The organism is Actinoallomurus rhizosphaericola (assembly GCF_024055675.1).
GTDB classification, from domain to species: Bacteria; Actinomycetota; Actinomycetes; order Streptosporangiales; family Streptosporangiaceae; genus Actinoallomurus; species Actinoallomurus soli.
In genome coordinates this window covers 81139-104785 of record NZ_JAMXMW010000018.1, presented here as the reverse complement: position 1 = coordinate 104785, position 23647 = coordinate 81139, and the positions used below count along the sequence as shown (strand labels likewise).

Genomic DNA, 23647 nt, shown 5'->3' with positions numbered 1-23647 from the left:
GCCGAACAGCCTACGCCGGGCCGTGCGAGCTCAGTTCAGGACCTGCACCCCCGGCGCCCGCACTGCTCACGATCCTGCTTCCTGGACATGTAGTATCCAGGATCGTGCGAATGGGCGAAGGGGTCGAGTGGGGCCTGCACTGCTGTCTGGTGCTGGCGTGGATCGGTGACGACGAGGCGCTGTCGACGGCGAAGCTCGCGAGGTGGTTCGAGCTGCCGCCCGCGTACCTGAACAAGCGCCTTCAGGCGCTCGTACGGGCCGGGGTGCTGACCTCGGCCGCCGGGGCGCGTGGTGGGTTCCGCCTGGCCCGCCCGCCGGAGAAGATCACGCTCATGGACGTCGTCGCCGCGATCGAGGGGCCGGAGGAAGCGTTCCGCTGCTCCGAGATCCGGCAGCGGGGCGCGGGCGCGGAGGCGCCCGCGAGCGAGTTCCGGCACGCGTGCGGCGTCTCCGTCGCGATGCGGCGCGCTGAGCTGGCGTGGCGGCGCGAACTGGCCGCCCAGACGCTCGCCGACCTGATGGCCGAGGCGCCGCCCTCCGCCCCCGCGCGCGCCCGGCGCTGGCACGAGCGCGTGAACGGCTGACCGGAACATGGGCGAACGAGCACGGAACGACGTGTGAGGAGAATCTGGATGTCCGATGTCCTGATTGATCGTGCCGGCGAGCGGGGGCGGGCGGGCGGCCTGACCTCGACGCTGGTCCTGGCCCTGGGGACGTTCGCCGTCGGAACGGACGCGTTCGTCGTGGCGGGCTTCCTGCCCTCCATGGCCCGTACGCTGCACGTCTCCGCCGGGGCGGCGGGCCAGTCCGTGACGGTCTTCGCCGTCGCGTACGCCGTCCTCGCGCCCGTCCTGGCGACCGCGACGGCGCGGCTGCCGCGCCGTACGCTGCTGGTCGGCGCGCTCGTCGTGCTCGGCCTCGCCAACCTCGCCTCGGCGCTCGCGCCGGACCTCCCCTTGCTGATCGCGAGCCGGGTGCTGGCCGCGGCGGGTGCCGCCGTCTACACGCCGGGGGCCGGCGCGGTGAGCGCGGCCCTGGTCCGCGCGGAGGTGCGGGCGCGCGCGCTGGCCGTGGTCGTGGGCGGGCTGACCGTGGCGACCGCGATCGGGGTGCCGCTGGGCGACCTGGCCGGGCACTGGTTCGGCTGGCGTACGGCGCTCGGCCTGGTGGCGGCGCTCTCGCTGGTCGCCGCCGCCGGGGTCTCCTTGATCATGCCGTCGCTGCCCGGCGGCCCGCGCGTGCCGCTGCGGACGCGCCTGGCGCTGCTGCGGCGGCCCGCCGTGGCGTCGGTGCTGCCGCTGACCGTCCTCGGCATGGGGGCGAGCTACACCGTGTACGCCTACAGCGTCCCGGCGCTGAAGGGCGTCGGCGTGCCGGAGGGCTCGATGGTGCTGATGCTCTTCCTGTACGGCGCGGGGGCCGTGGCCGGGAACCTCGTCGCCGGCTACGCCACGGACCGGTGGGGGCCGATGCGCGTGCTGAGCGGCGGCTACCTCGTCCTGACCGCGTCCCTGGCGGCGCTCGGGATCGTCGCGGCGACGGGCGCCGGGTCCGCGCCGGCCGCCGGCGCCCTCGTGCTGCTGTGGGGCGCGAGCACCTGGACGCAGACGCCCCCGCAGCAGCACCGCCTCATCGCCGCGGCGCCGCAGGAGGCACCGCTCGCCGTCTCGCTCAACGCCTCGTCGATCTACGTCGGGATCGGCGCGGGCACCGCCCTCGGCGGCGCGACCCTCGGCGCGGGCCCGTCCGTGACGTACGGCCTGGCGGCCGTGGTCGCGGCCCTCGCCTGGGGCTTCCTGCGCTGGACCGGCCGGGGCGCGGGGGTCAGGGACGGCGGACGCTGATGGCGAGCAGGACCGGGCCGTCGCGCCGCGTGCCGCAGCCCGGCTTGCCGTGGTCGCCCTGAGGGCAGCCGCCGCAGCCCCCGCTCGGGCAGGCGGCCGCCATGTCCTCCGCCGACAGCCGGCCCTTGCGGACCCAGTAGTCGACCATCGACTCGGCCTCTTCGCGGCTGACGCCGACCCGGCGGGCGATCTCGTCGAGGCTCGCGCCGCGCGAGTTGGTGATCTCCTTCAGAATCTGGCGCAACGCGGTCATGCGCCCTCCTTCGTCGGGGGAGGGACCGGAGACGCCGTGCCCATGGTTCGCTCGCTTCGCTCACTCACAGGAACAGCGCTCCGATCTGGAAGACGGCGACCGCGAGGAGCCAGGCGACCACCAGTTGCATGCCGATGCCGAACAGGGTCATCCTGCCGCCGAGCTCGGCGCGCTGGGCCGCGACGGTCGTCATGCACGGGGTGTACGCGAGCAGGAAGACCATGAACGCCAGCACGGCCGGGATCGGATGGCCGTGGGAGGTCCGCTCGAACGTCTGCCGCAGGGCCGGGCCGAGGCTCCCGGCCCGGTGGTTGTCGGACGGCTCGCTCATGCTGTACGTCTGGGCGACCGTGGACACCACGGCCTCCTTCGCCACGAAGCCGGTGATCAGCGCCGCGGACGGATGCCAGTCGCCGAAGCCCGCGGGGGCGAACGCCGGGGCGGCCGCCCGCGCGGTGCTCCCGAACAGACTGTGCTCGATGGGGGTCCGGCCGAACCCGCCGTGGCCGCCGCCCGCCGGGATGGAGGCGAAGAGCCACACCACCGTGACCGTCGCGACGATGAGGCCGCTCGCGGTCCGCAGGAACGCCCAGAGCTTCTGCCAGGTCTGCGTGCCGATGACCCGCAGGGTCGGCAGGCGGTACGGCGGCAGGTCCAGGACCAGTGGTTCGTAGCTCATCCCGCGGAACAGCGTGCCCCGCAGCAGCAGGCCCATGCCGACGACCAGGACGATGGACAGGACGTACATCGCGAACACCACGGTGCCCGCGTTACTGCCGAAGAAGACGCCCGCCACCAGGACGTACACGGTGAGGCGTGCGCTGCAGCTCACGAAGGGGATCAGCAGGCCGGTCAGGAGCCGGTGCCGCCGGTCCGCGAGGATGCGCGTGCCGGCCAGGGCGGGCACGTTGCAGCCGAACCCGACGACCAGCGGCAGGAACGCCCGGCCCGGCAGGCCGATCAGGCGCATCAGCCGGTCGACGACGAACGCCGCGCGCGCCATGTAGCCGGAGTCCTCCAGCACCGACAGCAACACGAACATGATCGCCATAAGGGGCACGAAGCTGAGGAGCTGGCCGACGCCGCCGATGATGCCGTTGAGCACCAGGCCGGACAGCCAGCCCGGAGCCGACATCCCGCGCAGGGCGTGCGCCGCCCCGGTGGTGACCGGGCCGTCGATGAGGTCCTGCAGGCCGGTCTGGAGCGGGGCCGCGATCTTCGTCGTGAGGATGAACACGCCCCACATGACCAGGAAGAAGATCGGCAGGCCGACCCAGCGGGAGGTCAGCAGCCGGTCCACCCGGTCCGACACGGTGGCGCGTACGTCGCTCTTCCGGCGGACCGTCTCGGCGATCAGCCGGTGCGCCCAGGCGTACCGCTGCTCGGCCACGATGATCTCAAGGTCGTCGAGGTCATCGAGCCCGTCGAGGTCGTCCGTCCCGTCCTCGGCGAGCAGTCCCGCCCCGAGGGCCCGCGCCCGCGCGCCGACCTCTTCCGGCACGCCCGGGACCGTCTCGCCGGTGAGCAGGGCGGTGGCCAGCCAGCGCTCCGGGTACCGCAGCAGCGCGTCGGCGGGCAGGAGGGCGGCGACGTCCGCCAGGACCGTCTCGACGTCCTCGCCGAGGTCCGGCTCGCCCGGCGGGCGGCGCGCGGCGAGCGCGCCCGCGACGGCCGCGCGCAGCGCGTCCAGCCCGCGGTTCTGGCGCGGCACGACGGGGACGACCGGTGCGCCGATGAGCTCGGCGAACCGGTCGGCGTCGACCCGGATGCCGCGGCCCTCGGCGATGTCGACCATCGTGAGGGCCACGACGATCGGGACGCCGGTCTCCATGACCTGGGCGAGCAGGTAGAGGTTCCGGGCGAGGTTGGAGCAGTCGAGGGTGAGGACGACGACGTCGGGGCGGTCGTCCATGCCCCGGTCGACGAGCAGGTCGCGGGTCAGCGCCTCGTCCGGCGAGTCGGGCAGCAGGCTGTAGGTGCCGGGCAGGTCGATGAGCGTCATCTCGCCGTCGGGCGTCCGCCAGGTGCCGCGCGCGACGCTGACGGTCTTGCCGGGCCAGTTGCCGACCCGCTGACGCGCTCCGGTGAGGATGTTGAACAGCGTCGACTTGCCGACGTTGGGGTTGCCGACGAGCGCCACGCGCGCGTGCCCCTCGTCGACGCCCGGCATGTCGGCGTCGCAGCAGGGCTTCTCCAGGACGAGCCGGGTCAGCGGGCGCTCAGACATGAGCGGGCTTGACGAGCAGGGTCTCGGCGGTGAACGAGTCGACCGCGATCCGCGAGTCGCCGAGCGCGAGGACGAGCCCGCCCATCGTTCCCCTGCCGATGACCGACAGGACGGCGCCCCGCACGAAACCCAGCTCGATGAGACGCCGCCGGTGCCGCCGGCCGCCGGTGACCCGGCAGACCTCGAGACGCGACCCGACCGCGCAGCCCCGCAGTGTCATCGATCCTCCAGAAGCCTGATGCTGCTAAGGCTAGCCTTACCTAGCCGCATATCAACCCTCGTGAGATTCAAATCACCCGCTAAGGCATCACCGTGATAATGCACTGGAAACCCGGACTCACCGCCCGGGCCTTTCAGGAGCCGCTCAGGAGAGGGCGCGGGCGGCGGTCAGCGCCTCGGTGAGCACCTCGCGCACGGGACGGCCGGTGCGCTCGGCGGCGGCGCGGGCGTCGTCGTACTCCGCCTGCGCGGTCACGACCCGGCCGCCGAGCAGGCCGCGCTTCACCGCGACCGTCGCTCCCCCGGCCACGGTCACCGTGACCTGGTCGCGGCGCAGCGAGCGCCGCTCCACCGCCGACACCCGGACGCCGAGGGTGGTCGTCTGCTCGAAGACGACGCGGCACACGGCGTCGAGCCGGTCCGGCGGCGCCAGGACGCTCAGCACCTGACCGGGCCGGCCCTTGCGCATGAGCGCGGGGACGCACCAGGCGTCGGCGGCCCCGGCGGAACGGAGCGCCTCCAGAACGTCGGGCCACAGCCGGGGGTCCAGGTCGTCCACGGTCGTGTCGACGCGCCGCATCTCCGCGGACGACCACCCGGAGGCTCCGGCGGCCTCCCCGATCAGCACGCGCAGGACGTTCGGGTGGCCCTCGGGGTCGGCGCTGCCGGCGCCGGTACCGGTGGCGCGCGGCACGCAGTCCGGCGCGGGGCCCCAGCCGGTGGCCAGCGTGGCGAGCAGCGCGGCGCCGGTCGGCGTGCACAGCTCCATCGCGGCGGGGTGCGAGCGCAGCGGGACGCCTGCCTCGGTGAGCAGTTCCAGTACCGCGGGCACCGGGACGGGCAGCGGGCCGTGCGCGGCCCGCACGACGCCGGAGCCGGCCGCGACCGGCGACACGACGCGCACGGCGGACCCGAGCAGGCCGAGGTCGTGCAGGGCGAGGGCGCAGCCGGTGACGTCGGCGATCGCGTCCAGGGCCCCGACCTCGTGGAAGTGGATCTCCGAGACGGCCACGCCGTGCACGCGCGCCTCCGCGCGGGCGAGCCGCTCGAACACCGCGAGCGCGAACGCCCTCGCCTCGTCCGGGAGCGGGGCGGCGGTGAGGATCGCGGTGACGGCGGCGAGGTCGCGCGAGACGTCGCTGCGCGGCGCCCGTACGTCGGCGTGCAGGGCGCGCAGCCCGTGCCGGCGCACCTGGGTCACCTCGACGTCGATGGGCTCGACGGCCAGCCCCCGCAGCCCGGAGCGGACGACCTCCGGGTCGGCGCCGGCGTCCAGCAGGGCGGCGAGCAGCATGTCCCCGGCCGCGCCGTTGCCCGCGTCCACCCACAACGTCCGCGCCGGACGCGTCTCCTCGGAAAGAGGGCTCACTGACTCCGTGAAAGGGCCCACGGGATCCTCGGAAGGACTCACGGGCGCGTCCGCGCGGTGCGGCGGGCGATGCGGGCGGCGGCGACGCCGGCGCCGAAGCCGTTGTCGACGTTGACCGACACGATGCCGGGGGCGCAGCTGTTGACCGTGGCCAGCCAGGCCGTGACGCCCTCCATGTGCCAGCCGTAGCCGACGCTCGTCGGCACCGCGATCAGGGGCGCGCCGACGAGCCCGCCGAGCACCGACGGCAGGGCCGCCTCCATGCCCGCGACCGCGACGACGACGTCGGCCTCGGCGATCCGGTCGCGCTGGGCGAGCAGCCGGTGCAGGCCCGCCACGCCGACGTCCACGATCTCGTCCGGCTCGGCGCCGAACACCCGCACGGTGGTCGCGCACTCGCGCACGACCGGCAGGTCGGACGTGCCGGCGGCGACGACCGCGACCGTCCCGTGCGTCTCGGCCGTGCCCAGCACCGCCGTACGGCCGACCGGGTCGACCTCGGCGTCCGGCAGTCGCTCCGCGCACATCGCGATCGCCTCGTCCGACAGCCGCGTCGCGAGCACGGCGCGGTCCGGGTGCGCCTCGTGCAGGGTGCGCAGCGCGGCGACGATCTGCTCGGGCGTCTTGCCCTGGCCGAACACCACCTCCGGGTCACCGGTCCGGGCGGCGCGGTCCACGTCGAGCCGCGCGAAGCCGAGATCGGCGACGCCGTCCGGCTGAGATACCGTCATCGATGTTCCTCAACGGATCGGGGTTGCATGGTGGACGTCGTGGTCCTCTCCGACTCACTGCTGACCGAGATGGCAGGCTACGGCAGAACGCTGGTGGCGTTCTCCGGCGGCGTGGACTCCAGTGTCGTGCTCGCCGCGGCGGCGCGCGCGCTCGGGCCCGAGCAGGTCGCCGCGGTGACGGCCGTGTCGGCGTCGCTGCCGGCCGCCGAACTCGACGCGGCGCGGCGGTTCTGCGCGGACCTGGGCGTGACGCATCACACGCCCGCCACGTCCGAGCTGGAGGTGCCCGGCTACCGGGAGAACGGGCCGCAGCGCTGCTACTTCTGCAAGAGCGTCCTGCTCGACACCGCCAACGCGCTCGCGGACCACCTGGGCTATTCCACCATCACGACCGGCACGAACGCCTCCGACGTCGTCGCCGGGTTCCGGCCCGGCATCCGCGCCGCCGCCGAGCGCGGCGCCCGTACGCCCCTGGCCGACCTGGGTCTGGACAAGGACGCGGTGCGCGCCATCGCCCGGCACTGGGACCTGCCGATGTGGGACAAGCCCGCCGCGGCGTGCATGGCGAGCCGCGTCGCGTACGGCATCGAGGTGACCTCCGCCCGGCTCAAGCGGATCGAGCGCGCGGAGACGGCCGTGCGCGGGCTGTTCGGCGGGGCGGTCCGGGACCTGCGGGTCCGCGACCTGGGCGACGCCGTGCGGCTGGAGGTCGACCCCGACCTGGTCGACCGCGCCCGCGACGACGAGGCCGTGCACGCCGCGATCCGCGAGGCCGGGTTCACCGCCGCGCCGATCCGCGTCGAGGTGTTCCGGTCCGGTTCGATGAACGACCGGCTCGCCGCGTCCGAACGCTGACCGCACACGGGCCCGCGGGCCACCCGGCGGTTCGATGTGCGAGACATGAACGACGGGTGACGCGTCCGGCCGTTCGTGGAGTGTCCATTAACCGTTAGGGTTTCCCTGTCAGATCGCGGCCGGGACGGCTCATGCCCATGATCGGAGAAGAACAGCGGATGACGCCAGACCGACCTCACGAGTTCCCGTCCCTGGGTGACTCCCACGTCCTGCTGACGGGCGCCACCGGCTTCCTCGGGCAGGCGACCCTGGAGAAGCTGCTGTCGGCGCACCCGGGCGTTCGCGTCTCGGTGCTGATCCGGCCGCGCGGCGGCACGTCCGCGCAGCGCCGGTTCGACGGCCTGCTGCGCAAGCCCGTCTTCCGCACGATGCGGGAGCGGATCGGCGAGGACGAGCTGCGCCGCATCGCGGCCGAGCGGGTCAACGTCATCGAGGGCGACCTCGGCGAGGTGACCCTCCCCTCCGACATCGACGTGGTCATCCACGGCGCGTCCACGGTGTCCTTCGACCCGCCGATCGACGAGGCGTTCCGCACGAACGTCTCCGGTGTCGTCACGCTGTACGAGGCGCTGCACAAGGCCGGCGCCGACCCGCACGTGGTCCACGTGTCCACCGCGTACGTCGCGGGCGTCCGCAAGGGCGTCGTGCCGGAGGCCCGGCTGGACCACGGCGTCGACTGGCGCACCGAGCTGGCCGAGGCTCTGGCCGCCCACGCCGACGTCGAACGCGACTCGCGGCGCCCGGAGGTCCTGCGCAAGTCGATGGCGCGGGCGCAGGGCGAGCACCGCAAGGCCGGTCCGCAGTCGGTGGTCGCGGCCGCCGAGGAGGCCCGGCAGGCGTGGGTCACCGACCGTCTCGTCGACTACGGCCGGGCGCGGGCGCAGAGCCTCGGCTGGCCGGACGTCTACACCTTCACCAAGGCCCTGGGCGAGCGCGCCGCCGAGGAGCTGTGGGGCGAGCGGCGGCTGTCCATCGTCCGCCCGGCGATCGTCGAGAGCTCGCTGCGCCACCCGTACCCCGGCTGGATCGACGGCTACAAGATGGCCGACCCGCTGATCATCGCGTACGGGCGCGGCATCCTGCCGGAGTTCCCCGGCCTGCCCGACAGCGTCGTCGACATCATCCCGGTCGACCTGGTCGTCAACGCCACGATCGCGGTCGCGGCCACGCCGCCCGAGCGCGGCACGCCCGGCTACTTCCACGTCGGCTCCGGCTCGCGCAACCCGCTGTCCTTCCGCGGCCTGTACGAGAACGTCCGCGACTACTTCCGGCGGCACCCGATGCCGGCCGGCGAGCGCGGCCACATCCGCGTCCCGCAGTGGCGGTTCCCGGGCAGCCGTCAGGTCGAGATGATGCTGAGCAGCAGCGAGCGGGCGACGTCCGCGGCCGAGCGCGCGCTGCTGCGGCTGCCGGCGTCGGCCAAGACCCGCGAGTGGATGACCGCGGTGCACCGGCAGCAGACGAACCTCGACTTCCTGCGCCGCTACTCCGACCTGTACCAGGCGTACACCAAGGCCGAGGTCATCTACGACGACAGCCGCACGCACGCGCTGCACCGTACGGTGCCGGCCGACCGGGTCGACGAGCACGGCTTCGACCCGTCGGTCATCGACTGGGAGCACTACCTGCAGGAGGTGCACTCCCCCAGCGTCACCGAGCTGATGCGCGGCTTCTCCAAGGGCCGCGGCGGCGGCCGCAAGAGCGCCGACCCGGTGCTGCCCGAGCGCACCGACGTGGCCGCGGTGTTCGACCTCGAGGGCACGATCATCGCCTCGAACCTCATCGAGTCGTACCTGTGGGCGCGGCTGTCGTCGATGCCGCGCTCGCAGTGGAGCGGCGAGCTCGCCGACCTGGCCCGCTCGCTCCCCCGCTACCTGCGGGCCGAGCGGCGCGACCGTGGCGACTTCGTCCGGGCGTTCCTGCGGCGCTACCAGGGCGCCGATGTCGCCGAGTTGCACGCGCTGGTCAAGGACGTGCTCGGCGAGGCGGTGCTGCAGCGGGTCATGCCGGAGGCCGTCCGCAGGATCCGGGCGCACCGCGCGGCCGGACACAAGACGATCCTCATCACCGGCACGATCGACGTGTTCGTCGAGCCGCTGGCGACGCTGTTCGACGAGGTGGTCGCCAGCCGCATGCACGAGCGCGACGGCAGGCTGACCGGCTACCTCGACGCGCCGCCGCTGGTGGACGAGGCGCGGGCCGCGTGGCTGCGCCGCCACGCCGCCGACACCGGCCTGGACCTGTCGCAGTCGTACGCCTACGCGGACAGCTACTCCGACCGGCCGCTGCTGGAGGCCGTGGGCAACGCGAACGCGGTCAACCCGGACCCCTCGCTGTACCGCCATGCCAAGCGCAAGCACTGGCGCATCCATGAGTGGGGCGCCCATACCCGTGGACGGGGCGACGTGCTGATCGACACCGTGGGAGCGAGGTCCGCCCGATGATCCTCGCGCTCGAATACCACCGCTCGCCGGGCCGGTTCGTCGCCGCCCGCGGCCTGACCTCCACCCGGATGGGCAGCAGGCTCAGCGGCATGGTCGCCGGGAACGTCGCGCCGCTGCGCCTGGTCAACCGGCAGGCGCCCGAGCTGCCCGGCGACGGCTGGACGCGCGTCACGCCGGTCCTGTCCGGCATCTGCGGTTCGGACCTGAGCCTGCTCACCGGGCACTCCTCGCCGTACCTCTCTCCGATGACGTCCATGCCGTTCGTGCCGGGACACGAGGTCGTCGGCCGGACCATGGACGAGCTGCCCGGCGTCCCGAAGGGCAGCCGCGTCGTCATCGACCCGGTCCTGTCGTGCGCCGTGCGGGGCATGGAGCCCTGCCGCTGGTGCGCCTCGGGCCAGCAGAGCCGCTGCGACCACGTCACCGCCGGCCGCATCTCGGCGGGCATCCAGACCGGCACGTGCGCCGACACCGGCGGCGGCTGGAGCCGCCAGATGGTCGCGCACGCCAGCCAGCTGCACGTCGTGCCCGACGCGCTGCCCGACGAGCGGGCGGTGCTCGCCGAGCCCCTCGCCTGCGCCGTGCACTCCGTACGCCGCGTGCCGATCGAGCCGAACTCCACGGCCGTGGTCGTCGGCGCGGGCACGGTCGGGCTGCTGACGCTGCTCGCGCTGCGGGAGCTGACGCAGGTCGGCGCGGTGTACGTCATCGCCAAGCACGGCCACCAGAAGGAGAAGGCCAAGGCGCTCGGCGCCACCGCCGTCATCGAGCCCCGCAAGGCCGTGCGCGCGCTGCGGCGCGTCACCACCGCGCGGATGCACACGCCGGAGATGGGCGCGGACTTCCTGCTCGGCGGCGTCGACACCGTCTTCGAGTGCACCGGCGGCGCGAGCGGTCTGGACACCTCCCTGCGGCTGGCGCGCGCGGGGGGTACCGTCGTGATGTCCGGCATGCCGTCCGGCGGCGTCGACCTGACGCCGCTGTGGTTCCGGGAGCTGGAGCTGGTCGGGGCGTACTGCTCCGGCGCCGACGGGGCCGACTTCGCCGACGCGCTGCGGCTCGCCGGCTCGGCGCCGCTGGACGGCTACGTCGGCACGACCTACCCTCTCGCCCGCTGGCGGGAGGCACTGAACCACGCGGCCGACTCCGGACGGCTGGGAACCGTCAAAGTCGCCTTCGACCTGGCGCGCTGAGCGGCGTAACAGGGTTGTTGGAAAAGGACCGGGAGGTAGGCCGGGTGCAGGTTGGTTTGGAAAGGAACTACGAGTGAGCAGACCAGGCTTCGTACTCGATGTGGATGAGCGGACGCCGCCGCTCGTCGTGCACCAGGGCGAGGGCTTCCGGCTGGAGCGGCTGCCGCTCGGGTCCAAGGTCATCTATCCGCCGGACTCCCTGCCCGGCATCCGCGACGTCGACGCCGCGATCCGCAACGCGCTGCTGCACCCGCACGGCACCGAGCCGCTCCCGGAGCTGCTGCGCCCCGGTATGCGGCTCACGATCGTCTTCGACGACCTGTCGCTGCCGCTGCCGCAGATGCAGACCCCGGACGTGCGCCAGCGCATCATCGAGCAGGTGCTGGAGATGGCGGCGGCCAAGGGCGTCGACGACGTCGAGCTGATCGCGGCCAACGCCCTCCACCGCCGGATGACCCCGGCGGAGTTGCGGCGCACCGTCGGCGACCGGGTGTTCCGCGCGTTCTTCCCCGAGCACCTGAAGAACCACGACGCCGAGGACCGCGACAACCTCCTCCACATGGGCAAGACGCGCCACGGGGAGGACGTCGAGATCAACCGGCGCGCCGCCGAGAGCGACCTGATCGTCTACGTGAACATCACGCTGACCGCGATGAGCGGCGGCGCGAAGTCCGTGTCGGTCGGCCTGGCGAGCTACCGCAGCCTGCGGCACCACCACAACGTGCACACGCTGCGGCACTCCAACTCCTTCAACGACCCGCCGAACTCCGCGATGCACCACTCGTACGAGCGGATGAAGGGCCTGATCGATGAGCACGTCAAGGTCTTCACGATCGAGACGACGCTCAACAACGACACCTTCCCCTCCTCGATGGGCTTCCTCAACAAGCGCGAGTGGGAGTGGAACGTCCGCGACCAGGCGACCTACCTCGGGGTCAAGCGGGCCAACGAGCTGATGCCGAAGAAGACGCGGCGGCGCATCTGGCAGAACACCGCCGCGCCGTACGGCGTGACCGGCGTGCACGCCGGCCTGCAGTCCGAGGTGCACCCGCTGACGCTGCAGAACGTCCACCGGCAGCAGCGCACCGAGGTGAACGGCCAGTCCGACATCGCGATCTACGGGCTGCCGTACATCTGCCCGTACAACGTCAACTCGGTGATGAACCCGATCCTGGTGATGTCGCTCGGGCTCGGCTACTTCTTCAACCTGTACATGAACAAGCCGATCGTCCGGCAGGGCGGCGTGGCGATCTTCTACCACCCGGTGCCGAACGAGTTCCACCCGGTGCACCACCCGAGCTACATCGACTTCTTCGAGGAGATCCTCACCGAGAGCACCGACCCGGTGCTCCTGGAGACGAAGTACGAGGAGCAGTTCGCCACGGACCCGTGGTACATCCAGCTGTACCGCAACAGCTACGCCTACCACGGCGTCCACCCGTTCTACATGTGGTACTGGGGGGCGCACGCGCTGGAGCACCTCGGCGACGTCATCTTCGTCGGGGGCAACCGCAAGACCACCGCGCGGATGGGCTTCCGTTCGGCGACGACCCTCGCCGACGCGCTGGAGATGGCCAAGGACACCGTCGGCGGCAGCCCGTCGATCTCCTACCTCCACGCCCCGCCGCTGGCTTTGGCGGACGTGCGATGAGCCGGAAGCGGACGAGCATTCGCGGGGAGCTCCGCCTGCTGCGGCACGGGCGGGACTGGCGCGGGCGCTCCACGGTGCCCCGCTCGGCTGAGCCGCACGTCGTCGAGCCGGAGGAGAAGGTCTTCCCGACCGCGTGGGCGCGCACGCCGTTCGCGGTCGCGGCGCGGTCCGTGCTGCGCAAGGGACTGCTGAAGCCCGTCGCGTGGCGGCAGATCACCCCGGTCATCGAGGGCACGGAGTACCTCGACGGCGTGCGCGGTCCGGTGGTGTTCGTGGCGAACCACTCCAGCCACCTGGACACCCCGCTGATCCTCGGCTCGCTGCCGGAGCGGTTCGCCAACCGCGTCGCCGTCGGCGCCGCGTCGGACTACTTCTTCGACGTACGCTGGCGCGCGACGCTGACGGCGGTGTTCTTCAACGCCTTCCCCGTGGAGCGGTACGGTTCGAAGCGGCTGCGCAGCCTGGCCCTCGACCTGGTCGACGACGGCTGGAGCCTGCTGCTGTACCCGGAGGGCACCCGGTCGGAGGACGGCTGGATGAACCCCTTCAAGCTCGGCGCGGCGGTGCTGTGCGTCTCCAAGCGCATCCCGTGCGTGCCGATCGCGATCCGGGGCTCGTACGCCGCGATGCCGCGCGGGCGCAACTGGCCGCAGCCGGGCAAGCCGCGCGTCACCGTCCGGTACGGCCGTCCCCTCGTTCCCGAGGAGGGTGAGGACGTCCGGGCGTTCCGCGCGCGGATGGCCAAGGCGGTCGCCGCGCTCGCGGCCGAGGAGGACCTGGGCTGGTACGACGCGCTGCGCCACGCGGCCGACGACCGCCTCGAGGTCCCGGGCGGCTCCCAGCCGACCCGTCCCGGCGCGGTCCGCGAGGACGGCGAGAAGGCCGCCGAGACCGCCGACTGGCGCCGGATCTGGGCCTCGACCGAGCCCCTCACCAGCCGTCGCCGCCGCGTCTGGCGCAACTGACCGTCGATCGCGCCTCACGAGCCCCGGGTCACGCCGTACCGAGTGACCCGGGGCTCGCTCGTTCCAGAAGACGCTCCTCGTCGCACTGCGCTCACCCGAGGAGCGCGCCTGCCATGAGCGGGGCCACGTCCGTGCCCACGAGGTCCGCGCAGACGGCGCGGAGCCGTTCGGCGAAGCCCGCGACGTCCCGTTCCGCCGTGACGACCGCCGCGGCGAGCGCGTCCCGCGAGACCTGAGCGACCACCGGCGCGGGGGCCGCGCCGTCCTCGGTGGGTCCGCTCAGCGTCAGCACGGGCCCGTCGCCGCCGACCAGCAGCCACGGATGACCGATCCACAGCGTTGCGGGCGCCGCGGCGTCGTGCCGGACGGCCGTCCGCCACTCGTCGAGGTTCCCGAGGTCTCCGCAGCAGCCGGGGAGCGCGAGACACCGGCCTTCGCGGGTCTCCAGCACGTAGCCTCCCGACAGCACCGGAACCTCCTCCAGCGTGTCCTGCCGCGTCGCCGGGTCGCGGAGCCGGTCGAGCAGCACGTCGTCGTCCGGCCCGTCCGTGAACGAGGCCGCGCGGACGAGCCGGGCCAGGCCGGCTCCCCGCAGGCCGGCGGCGGGCACCAGCCAGGGATGCGCCGCCACCGGCGCGGGCAGACCGGCCGCGACGATCCGCTCCCGGCAGTACGCGTCCCACCGCGCCTCATTGATCGGACCGAGATCGACGTCGTCGAGCACGCCCGTGTACGCCTCGACCACCGGAACCAGCCGGACCTCATCCATCGGCTCCCCCTCCGTGGCGTCCGTGCCACGCGTCCCCGTGCGACGAGGAGGGGCCGGGTGTCCGGCCCTTCCTCGTCCTGAGGATCTCGCCCGTGCCGCCCGGGCTCGACCTCTGTGGAGGTACGGTTACCGCCCCGCCTCGTAGTCGTCCATCGCGCGGCCGAGCTTGGCGAACTTCTCGGTGCGGTTCACGGCGGGCTGGACGCCCGGGTTCGGACGGTTCGTGTCCTGGTAGCGCCAGCCGAGGTTGCTGAACGCGACGATGATGTAGTCGCGCTTCGCCTTGCCGGGCAGGGAGTGCACGATGCCCGCGTCACCGGCCGCGACCGCCGTCAGCCCCGTCTTGTGGGCGAACGTCACCTCCGCGGCGTCCTGGCAGGGCTGCACCGGGTAGAGGTACTTCCCGTCGGTCGGGTCCTGGTTGACCGTCACGGTCCCGTCGGGGCCGATCCACCGCTGCGAGATCCGCTGCGGCATGCCCTGGGTCGGGTAGCTGTAGCCGCAGTAGTTGGTCGTCGACAGGACGTTGTTCCAGCCCTGGTCGCCGAGTTCCTTCAGGAAGTACTCGCGGGAGGACCTGCTGAGGACGTCGCTGGTGACCGGCTTGCCGTTCGGAGCGGTCCACGCCTTGCCGGGAACCCCGTTGATGAGCATCAGCAGCTTGGCGGTGTCCAGCGACGACATGGTGACCTGCGGGGACCAGTCGCCGTTGGCCGGGTCCGTGCCCTTGAGCTGGAGCATGTCCAGGCCGAGGTCCTGGAACCGCTGGTTGAGCCAGTCGACCCCGCCGTGCTCGTGCATCACCTTGATCAGCGAGCACGTCGCGCCGTTGTCGGAGATGGTGATCATCCGGTCGAAGTACTCGCCGATGGTCCGGGTGGTCGCGCCCTCGCAGCGGTCGGAGGGCTTCGTCGGCGTGTAGGCGTAGGTGTCGCTCAGCTTGATGACGCCCTTGTCCACCAGCTGCAGGATCCCGAAGCCGACCGTCAGCTTGATGATCGACGCCGGGTAGGGCTCCATGAAGTCGATGGGCGCGTTCTCGCGGCCCGGCACGGTGTCGATCGTGCCCTGGCCGCCGTTGGCGTCCCACTCGTTGTCGTCCCACAGGCGGTACCGCACGGCGGTGGTGCGGAGGTTCCTGTCCACCGGAACGACGACGCCGTTCTTGTACTGCGGGCTCATCAGGACGGTGCCCGAGGAGACCGGCCGTCCCTTCTTGTCCAGCTCGATGACGGTGACGTCGACCTGCGGCTGCTGGTGGATCGTCGTGCCGGCGGCGGCCTTGAGCGCGGGAGCGTGGTCCGGGAGGCCCGACTCGGTCTCCGGCTGGGCGGCGAGGGCGCGGGCCTGGGCCGATCCGGGCGGGGTGGTGTCGATGAGGTCGCCGAAGTTCAGCCCGGCCATGGTCTGCTGGAGTCGCTGGGCGAGCGCGTCGGACGGGTGCGTGGCCGCGTGCGCCGGCCGGCCCAGGGTGGCCAGCAGCACCGCGGCGCCGCCGAGCGCGACCACGGCTTGACGGCCTTGTCGGATTCGAAGTGAGATCACCGCGCCAGCGTAGACCGAAAGATGATCTTGGATGCCACCTTTGTCACAGAACGGTGACGAACTCGCGCGCGCCGGCGCGGCGTCCACGCCGGGAGCGGAGGCATCCGGGCAGGTCAGATCGGCAGGCCGCCGAGACGGCCTTCGAGGAGGACGAGCAGCTCGCTCAGGACGTCGGCCAGCTCCCGCTGCCGGTCCACCCCGAGCGCGGAGAGCAGGGAGGCCTCATAGCCGACCTGTTCGGGAACGAGGCGGGCGATGAGCCGCCGGCCCTCCTCGGTGAGGGACAGGTGGGCGACCCGGCGGTCGCGCTCGTCGGCGCGGCGCTCGACCAGTCCCCGCTCCTCCAGGCGGCGCAGGCGCTTGGTGACGGCGGCGCCCGAGGAGAACGTCTCCCGCGCGAGTTGTGTCGGGGTCAGCTCGCGGCCGACCCGCTGCAGCGCGCCGAGCAGGTCGAACTCCGGACGGGCGAGCCCCTCACGGGTCAGCGGGGCGTCCGCCGCCTGCTGGAGCAGCGTCGCGCAGCGGGTGAGCCTGCCGATCACCGCGATCGGGAGGGTGTCCAGGTCGGGATGGACCCGCTGCCACTGGCGCAGGACCTCGGCGACCGCGTCCTCCATGTCCTTACTCCTTCCCCGGTCAGGAGGCGAGTGCCGTGGCGACCGGCGTCGACAGGCGCAGTGCCGTACGGGCGAGCGTCCGGTGCCCCTCCCGCTCGGCCGACGCGATCCGCTCCTCCGGGAGCGGGTGCCGCCACCACTCCCCGTTCACGGCGTCGACCGCCTCGCGCAGCTCCACCAGCGACGCCACCAGGCGGTCCCGGGCCGTGGCCAGGTCGCGCGGGTCCATGCCCCAGGCCGTGCCGAGCAGGGCACGGGCGGTGGCGTCCGCGAGGACGACCCGGTCCAGGAGCTCGTCGATCCGGTGCCCGGCCCGGCGGTCGGCGATCAGGAAGCAGCCGAGCAGGCCGACGACCGCGCCCACGCAGGTGTCGAGCCAGCGGTCGGCGATGAGCCGTCCGGCGGGCCGTGCCCCGGCGAACTCGACGACGAGCAGCGCCATCGGCGTGACGCAGACCGTCCCGAGCCAGTAGTTGCGGCCGATCAGCGCCTCGGCGCCGAACTGGAAGGCCAGCGCGGTCACCACGAGCGCCACCTGGGCGGTGCGGGTCAGCGGCAGGACCGCCGTGAAGACCAGCAGGCCGACCAGGTTGCCGAGCACCCGCTGCACGGCGCGCTGCCAGGTGAGCGACAGGTTCGCCTGGAAGACGGCGGCGGCGGTGACCACCGCCCAGTAGGGGCGGCCCACGCCGAGGGCGGCCGAGCACCACCCGGCGAGGGCGGCGCCGACGGCCACCCGCGCGCCGATCGGGATGACCGGCGAACCGGGCCGCAGCGCGCGCAGGAGGCGCCGGGAACCCTGGGCCCGTTCGACCGCGAGCCCGACCAGCTCGCCCGCCTCGGCGGGACTCGGCGCGGGCATCACCGGAGTCCGGCCGCGGCGCAGGTCACGGGCCCACCGGGTGAGCCGGTCGGCCTCCTCGGCGTGTCCCGGCCCGGCCGCGAGGGCGGACTCGGCGCGGGCGACGAAGCGCTCCAGCGTCGCGCGGGTCGCGCCCCGGCCAGGCTTACGGGCGGAGCCCCGTCCGGGCTTACGGGCGGGCACGAGGGCCAGGGTGTGCCACGCGGCGTTCGCCGCGGCGGCGGCGTCATGGCGGGCCCGCGCCGTCTGCCCGGGCGCGGCGCGGAGGAGCCGGGCCGCCGCGTCGAGGGCACGGGCGACGGCGACGCGCTCCGGGCCGTCCGGGCGGACCAGCGCCGGCGCCATGCACACCAGCCAGGCCACGCAGCCGCCGAGCAGGCCCAGCCCCACATGGGCGGGGACGTCACCGAGCCGCTGCGGCACGAACGCGCAGCTCGCGGCGATGAACGTGAAGACCAGATTCCCGGGCGGGCCGATGCGGACGGCGTCGCAGACCACCTTGTGCGCGGCCGCGAGGAGGGCGGCCACCGCGACCCGGATCACCACCGACTCGGTCGACGCGGAGGTGAGCAGCGCGACGGCCATGCTCCCGAGCATGCCGAGCACGACCCACAGCAGAGTGCGGGAGCGGGCGGCGTACGGCCGGCCGTGGGCGTACAGCGCGCACATCGCCCCGCCGGAGGTGTAGAGGACCAGGTCGAGCCGGCCGAGGGCGAGGAGCGTGAAGTCCGGAACGGCGAGGGCCGTCACCACGCTCAACGCCACCTTGCGCCAGATGTCGCCGCCCCGGCCGACCCGCAACACGCCCCGCAGCGACAGCAGCCGCCTCCCGTCCGTCCCCTGTCGATCCACGCGAGAAGCTTAACAGGTATTTCACTCGTAAATATTTTCTCCGCACCCGCCCGGCGGGTTCCGGGCGGAGAGCGTCACCCGCCCAGCAACTCCCCGATGGAGATCGGCGGGCGGCCGGTCAGCTCGGTGACCGCGCCCGGCGCCTTGGCCCACCGGCCCTGCCGCATGGACTCGAGCATGCCGGTGTAGGCGTAGGCCCACCACGGCTCCTCGCCGCGCCGCAGCAGTGTGGCGGCGAACTCGGCCGGAGTGGTCTCCGCGTACCGGTATCCCGCCATGGCGGCGATCTCCCCGACGGGGAGGCTCCGCGGTCCGGCGTCAGCGCGGGCGTGCCTTCCGGCTCCGCGCGACGCGGCGGCTCAGAGGTCCACGGTCAGCCCGGGCGGCACGCCGATGAGCGACACGGCGCCCTGAGGGTCGACGTCGATCGAGACGGTCGCGGCGCCGACGCGGACGTTGCTCACGGACAGCGGTCCGATGCCGGGGACCGGGGACACGGCCAGCCGGCCGGCCGGCACGTCGACGTCGAGCCCGAGCAGCGCGGTGACCAGGGCCGGCGAGACCGCGGCGGCCCACGCCTGCGGCGAGCACGCGGCCGGGTACGGCACGGGGCCCACCGCCGCGTCGCCCGTCCGGCCGGCCGGGCCGCTGTGCCCCGAGTCCTCGACCGTCCGGTGGCTCCGCTCGGCGTGCGACCCGTGGCCCGGCGGGGCGGCCTGGCCGCCGAACAGCTCGGGCAGCCGGTGACCGAAGCTCGGGGCGGCGGCGATCAGGCCGCGCGCCAGGCTCCCGGCGACGTCGGGATGACCGGACCGTACGAGGCCGAGCACGGCGATCACGGTGTCGTGCGGCCAGACCGAGCCGAGGTGGTACGACAGCGGGTCGAAGCCCGCCGAGGCCGTGCCCAGCGTCCGCAGCCCCCAGCCGGAGTCCAGCCCGGCGAGACGGGCCGCGACCAGATCCTCCTCGGCCGGGGTGAGCAGGCCGGTGCCCAGGAGGTGCCCCATGTTGGAGGCCGGGCCGTCCACCGGCTCTCCCCCGCCGTCGAGCGCGATCGCCGGGTACCCGTCGACCCAGAACCGCGCGCGGAACCGCTCCGCGAGGGCCGCCGCCCACTCGCGGTGGCGTTCGCCGCCCGGCCGGCCGAACGCGTCGAGCAGATCGGCGCCGAGCACGGCGGCCTGGTAGGCGTACGCCTGGACCTCCGACAGGGCGACCGGCGGCGTCGCCGTGCGGCCGTCGGCGTGCTGGACGCCGTCGGTGGAGTCCTTCCAGCCCTGGTTGACGAGCCGGTCCGGCGACCCGGTGTAGGAGAGGAAGGCGTCGCCGAAGCCCTCGATCCAGGTCAGGGCCCGCTCGGCGGCGGGCAGCAGCGCCGCGACCTCCGCCTCGGGCATCCCCCACCGCCACGCCTCCGCGAGCGTGGTGACGAACAGCGGCGTGGCGTCGACCGTGCCGTAGTACACCGGCGGCAGCCACCCCGCGGCGTGCGCGGGCCGCAACTCGTGCGGGATCCTGCCGGGCGCCTCCTCGGTCTCCGGGTCGTGGCGGACGCCCTGGTGCCGGGCCAGGGTTCGCAGCGTCCCGGCGGCGAGTTCGTACCCGAGCGGGAGGGCCAGCCGGGCGCTCCACAGGGAGTCGCGGCCGAAGAGCGTGAGGTACCACGGGCTGCCCGCCGCGCAGTACAGGTCTCCTTCGTCGGCGAGCAGCAGCGCACCGAGATCGGCGATCCCCTGGCCGACCAGCGCGTCCAGGCGCCGGTCCTCGGAGCGAACGGTGAGGGGCGTCGCCGACCAGGGCGGCGGCGCGCCCGGCGGCAGCGGCCGGAACCCCTCCACCGGCGGTGGCGTCGCCCGTACGGTCAGCGTGGTCGTGAACTCCTCCCCCGGCGCCAGGGTCGGCTCCGCCCGCAGGCGCCCGGTCAGCAGCACCGTGTAGCCGTCCGGCCCGGTGTGCGCGACCCCGTCGCGCAGCGGCGTCCCGTCCGTCCCGTGCCCGCCGTCGCGGTCGCCGGCCCGGCCCGGCTCTCCGGCGTGCCGGGCCTTGACGTCGCTGATCTCGGCCAGGTCCGCGGCCGCCTCGACCGCGACGGCCACCGTGACCGGGTCGGCACCGTCGTTCCGTACGCGGATCTCCTCGGTGCCGCCGTCGCGGCCGACCGTACGGGTCCGCTCCACGGTCAGCGCGCCGGACGCCGCGGTGAAGCGGGCCCGGTCCGCGCCGGCCATGGTCGCGCCGACGGGCGCGGGCTCGGCGCCGTCGAGCGTGAGCACGAGCCGTGACAGGACACGGCGGTCGGCGACGTAGAGCCCGTCGGCGCCGCCGGTGAGCTGCCCGCTCGGCGGGGAGAGCCAGACGGCGGGCGCGGCCACGCAGGTGAGGTGCTCGTGGAGGGACTGGGACACGCAGAGCTCCGGGGGAGTGAAGAAGAGGTGAGGGACGCCCCGCCGGGGCCGGCGGGGCGTCCCTCAGGGGATCAGCGAAGGGTCACGGCGAGGACGGCGGTGCCGCCCGCGGATCCGGCGTCGGCCACGACCTCGGAGCCGCGCGCCGTCTTCCACACCTGGTACTTCACGGCGTGCCCGTCGAGGGTCACCGACGCGACCGTCGCGCCGCTCGGCAGGACCTGGCCGATCAGCAGGCTCGCCCGGGTGGACCGGCCGGTGACGGTGGTGCGCAGCACCTTGCCCGCGGCCTCGGCGGTGACGTCGACCGTGCCGCCGCCGACCCGGATGTGACGTCCGGCGACGCGGGACTGGCCCGGCGGCACCTGCGGGACGACCTCCAGCCGCGCCCGGCCCATGTCCGGGGAGACGCCGAGCTGCTGGTGGACGACCGGCCACAGGTTGCCGTACGCGCCCCACGCCTGCAGGACCATCGAACGCCCGGTCAGGGGACGGTCGATGTTGGCGGGGTCGAAGTCCGGGCTCGGCGCGATCTCCGGCATGGCGCCGGGCATCTCCCACAGCGACGGGTCGAGCTGGATCCGGGCGTTGTCGGTGGTGTAGGTCCGCTGCTGGGCCAGGCGGCCGTAGTTGCCCTCGGCGACGGCCATGATCCCGTTGCCGAGCGAGAAGACCTCGCGGTCGCTCTGCACGGACGAGACCACGCCGTCACAGGACGGTCCCTTGTTCCCGCCGTCGGCCGAGGTCGGGCCGGTGCCCGTGTGGTAGAGCCCGGTGGTGCCGGTGTAGCAGGCCTGCTCGCGCCGGGCCAGCGCCGCCCGGGCGTGCTGGTCGTCGGCGAGCGGACGGGTGACCTGACCGGGACGGACGAGTTCGGCGTCCATCGGGGTCACGCCGATCCAGTGCCGCTGGAAGATCTTCGTGTTGTCGTTCGCCGGGTCGTCGGGCCGGTCGATGGAGTCGGCGTACTGGGCGGTGTCGCCGCCGTACCACCAGGCCGCCTCGAACTTCTTCTCCAGCGCGCTCGCGCGCCCGCCCGCCCAGGCGGCGGTGGCGCCGTCGCCCTCGGCGGTGGCCAGGTCGGCCAGGTCCCGCAGACCGCGGATGGTGTACACGGCGTTGTCGAGCTTCTCGACGCCCATGCCGGGACGCTCGACGTTGCCGGAGCCCTCCGGCCAGCCGTCGCCGTCGGCGTCCAGCTTCTCCACGATGTAGTGCATGTTGCGCTTCGTGAAGTCGTACATCGAGTCGAGGAAGGCCCGGTCGCCGGTCCAGCGCCACACCAGCGCGACCGCGCTGGGGAACTTCGCGGTCTCGTCGGTGTTGCCGGCCTCGCCGTTCGCGCCGAAGTAGACCGAGCCGTCCGAGACGACCTCGTGGATCACCTTGCCGCTGCGGTCGTTGACGATGTCGCTCGTGTCACGGACGGCCCGCAGGTGGTCCTCGATCGAGGAGAACTGCCCCGCCGCCACGGTCGCGTAGGCGGTGTACTCACCGTCGGTGCCGAACAGCCACGGGTAGTCCGGCCAGCCGGCGCCGAGCCAGCGGGCCTTGGCGACGGTGCCCTTGGGCGCCGGATAGTCCTTGCCCTCGTGGGTGACCCGCATCTTCAGGTCGCGGGCCTCCTGCACGGAGTCGGCGAGGTTCTGCTTGCTCCACTCGACGCTCTGCTGCAGGAGCCGGTCGCCGGGCAGGTCGACGACGGTGTTCGCGGCGACGGCGCGGCGCGCGGCGATCTTACGGGCGAGCAGGCCGGCCGGGTCGCGCAGCGCGGTGCGCAGCGCGTCCCGGGCCTCCGGCAGACCGTGGTCCGAGCCGGCGACCGCGATCCAGACGGTGGCCTTGCCGCCCGCCGGAACGGTGACGTCGTAGGAGAGCCGCCCGCCGGTGCCCTTGCCGAGCGCGGTGTCGTCGCAGCGCTTCGGCTGGTCGCCGCTCGCGGGGCAGACGACGGCCGGGTCCTGCGGCCCCCGGTGGTCGGGGCCGAGCTGGTGCGCGGCCGGGGCGCGGTCGGCGGCGACGAGCGCGGCGTAGTCGTGCCGGGTCGCGTTCGGGACGTCCGGGGTGCCCTGCTCGCGGAAGACGAGCGTCCCCTTGTCGTACGCGCCCGTGTCCGGAAGGTTCATCGCCTGCTGGCTCGGCGTCGTCGAGCCCCACGGGTAGGCGGTCATCAGCTCCGAGTGCGCGTCCACGTCGAGGCGCACGGTCTTGCGGGACGCGGAGCTGAGGGTGATGCCGATGAGCCCGGCGCGTACGCCGTCGGGCGCGACGTCCGTGCGCTCGGCGCGCACCCCGTCCGCCGCCGCGTACGCGATCCGGGTGTACCCCTGCCCACTGGTGAAGCGCTGCGCGGCGGCCTGCTTGCCGAGCCACGCGCCGTCCAGGCCGAACCAGACGCCGTCGAGCAGCTTGAGCGGCGGCGTCCAGAGCCCGCCCATCTCGCCGGTCGTGTGCCAGCCCGCCGCCGGGTACAGCCCGTCCTCGGTGGACACCGAGTAGAAGCGGTCCCCGATGACGACCGAACGCCGGTCCGGCAGCCGGGTCGTCTCCGAGAGTTCGGCCGGCGCCGCCGACACCGCGGGGCTCGTGGCCGCGCGCGCCGGTGCCGGCCGCGCGGCGGCGACCGTCCCGGCCGCCAGTACGAGCGCGACCGCCGCCGTCGGCAGCGGCCTCAGGACATGTCCTCGCATGAGCGAGCGAAGCGAGCGAACCATGGGCACAGCATCTCTGGATCTCTCCTCTGACGAAGGAAGCCGCATGTCATCACCTCTCGTGGATCGCCCCCGAACGTGCACGGACCCCCGGGCCGGCCGGTCGGGCCGGCTCCGGGGGGTACGGCGCGCCGG

19 protein-coding genes are annotated in these 23647 nt (G+C 73.7%); 7 read left to right on the top strand and 12 right to left on the bottom strand.

Annotated features, from left to right (window positions below):
• Positions 1–110 precede the first annotated feature (110 nt).
• Together NE234_RS32930 and NE234_RS32925 are read left to right on the top strand one after the other, a co-directional pair.
• The gene (locus NE234_RS32930) at positions 111–584 is read left to right on the top strand and encodes an RrF2 family transcriptional regulator (protein WP_252784785.1); all 474 of its coding nucleotides are present in this window, start codon (positions 111–113) and stop codon (positions 582–584) included.
• A gap of 48 nt (positions 585–632) precedes the next feature.
• A complete protein-coding gene (locus NE234_RS32925) occupies positions 633–1844 on the top strand; it encodes an MFS transporter (protein ID WP_252784784.1) in 1212 nt (403 codons plus the stop codon).
• On the opposite strand, the gene NE234_RS32920 is transcribed toward NE234_RS32925, so the two are convergent.
• The 5 genes from NE234_RS32920 to larB all read right to left on the bottom strand — a co-directional run bounded on the left by NE234_RS32920 (position 1825) and on the right by larB (position 6643).
• Complete coding sequence (locus NE234_RS32920) at positions 1825–2097, bottom strand: FeoC-like transcriptional regulator (RefSeq protein ID WP_252784783.1); 273 nt, start codon at positions 2095–2097, stop codon at positions 1825–1827. The genes NE234_RS32925 and NE234_RS32920 overlap by 20 nt on opposite strands.
• Before the next feature lie 64 nt (positions 2098–2161).
• Positions 2162–4324, bottom strand: a complete 2163-nt coding sequence (gene feoB / locus NE234_RS32915) for a ferrous iron transport protein B (protein WP_252784782.1) — start codon at positions 4322–4324, stop codon at positions 2162–2164.
• The gene (locus NE234_RS32910) at positions 4317–4544 is read right to left on the bottom strand and encodes a FeoA family protein (RefSeq protein WP_252784781.1); all 228 of its coding nucleotides are present in this window, start codon (positions 4542–4544) and stop codon (positions 4317–4319) included. The genes feoB and NE234_RS32910 overlap by 8 nt, the downstream gene beginning before the upstream one ends.
• A 144-nt stretch (positions 4545–4688) precedes the next feature.
• Positions 4689–5912 carry a nickel pincer cofactor biosynthesis protein LarC gene (gene larC, locus NE234_RS32905; RefSeq protein ID WP_252784780.1) on the bottom strand — a complete coding sequence of 408 codons (1224 nt, stop codon included), beginning with the start codon at positions 5910–5912 and terminating at the stop codon, positions 4689–4691.
• 38 nt (positions 5913–5950) lie between these two features.
• Positions 5951–6643: a nickel pincer cofactor biosynthesis protein LarB gene (gene larB / locus NE234_RS32900; protein ID WP_252784779.1), complete on the bottom strand. Its 693-nt coding sequence runs from the start codon at positions 6641–6643 to the stop codon at positions 5951–5953.
• Positions 6644–6670: 27 nt separating this feature from the next.
• On the opposite strand from larB, the gene larE reads away from it, so the two are divergent.
• The 5 genes from larE (at position 6671) to NE234_RS32875 (ending at position 13751) form a co-directional block, all read left to right on the top strand.
• Positions 6671–7498, top strand: coding sequence for an ATP-dependent sacrificial sulfur transferase LarE (gene larE, locus NE234_RS32895; RefSeq protein WP_252784778.1), 828 nt, complete (start codon positions 6671–6673; stop codon positions 7496–7498).
• A 158-nt stretch (positions 7499–7656) separates the two neighbouring features.
• Positions 7657–9942 (top strand): HAD-IB family hydrolase, encoded by a 2286-nt coding sequence (locus tag NE234_RS32890; protein ID WP_252784777.1) that lies wholly within the window; start codon positions 7657–7659, stop codon positions 9940–9942.
• The gene (locus NE234_RS32885; RefSeq protein WP_252784776.1) at positions 9939–11135 is read left to right on the top strand and encodes a zinc-dependent alcohol dehydrogenase; all 1197 of its coding nucleotides are present in this window, start codon (positions 9939–9941) and stop codon (positions 11133–11135) included. Before NE234_RS32890 ends, NE234_RS32885 begins: the two co-directional genes overlap by 4 nt.
• A gap of 73 nt (positions 11136–11208) precedes the next feature.
• Positions 11209–12786, top strand: coding sequence for a lactate racemase domain-containing protein (locus NE234_RS32880; protein ID WP_252784775.1), 1578 nt, complete (start codon positions 11209–11211; stop codon positions 12784–12786).
• Positions 12783–13751, top strand: coding sequence for a lysophospholipid acyltransferase family protein (locus tag NE234_RS32875; protein WP_252784774.1), 969 nt, complete (start codon positions 12783–12785; stop codon positions 13749–13751). The genes NE234_RS32880 and NE234_RS32875 overlap by 4 nt, the downstream gene beginning before the upstream one ends.
• A gap of 91 nt (positions 13752–13842) precedes the next feature.
• On the opposite strand, the gene NE234_RS32870 is transcribed toward NE234_RS32875, so the two are convergent.
• The 7 genes from NE234_RS32870 to NE234_RS32840 form a co-directional block, all read right to left on the bottom strand.
• The gene (locus tag NE234_RS32870) at positions 13843–14520 is read right to left on the bottom strand and encodes a hypothetical protein (RefSeq protein WP_252784773.1); all 678 of its coding nucleotides are present in this window, start codon (positions 14518–14520) and stop codon (positions 13843–13845) included.
• A 126-nt stretch (positions 14521–14646) separates the two neighbouring features.
• On the bottom strand, positions 14647–16065 hold the full coding sequence (locus NE234_RS45560; RefSeq protein ID WP_252784772.1) for a serine hydrolase: 1419 nt from the start codon (positions 16063–16065) through the stop codon (positions 14647–14649).
• 113 nt (positions 16066–16178) lie between these two features.
• Complete coding sequence (locus NE234_RS32860) at positions 16179–16682, bottom strand: MarR family winged helix-turn-helix transcriptional regulator (RefSeq protein WP_252784771.1); 504 nt, start codon at positions 16680–16682, stop codon at positions 16179–16181.
• A gap of 19 nt (positions 16683–16701) precedes the next feature.
• Positions 16702–18396, bottom strand: a complete 1695-nt coding sequence (locus tag NE234_RS32855; protein WP_252784770.1) for an FUSC family protein — start codon at positions 18394–18396, stop codon at positions 16702–16704.
• A gap of 74 nt (positions 18397–18470) precedes the next feature.
• Positions 18471–18674: a Rossmann-fold NAD(P)-binding domain-containing protein gene (locus NE234_RS32850; RefSeq protein WP_252784769.1), complete on the bottom strand. Its 204-nt coding sequence runs from the start codon at positions 18672–18674 to the stop codon at positions 18471–18473.
• Positions 18675–18755: 81 nt separating this feature from the next.
• Complete coding sequence (locus NE234_RS32845; protein WP_252784768.1) at positions 18756–20801, bottom strand: glycogen debranching N-terminal domain-containing protein; 2046 nt, start codon at positions 20799–20801, stop codon at positions 18756–18758.
• Between the two features lie 71 nt (positions 20802–20872).
• Positions 20873–23515 (bottom strand): glucosidase family protein, encoded by a 2643-nt coding sequence (locus NE234_RS32840; RefSeq protein WP_252784767.1) that lies wholly within the window; start codon positions 23513–23515, stop codon positions 20873–20875.
• Positions 23516–23647: the final 132 nt, after the last annotated feature.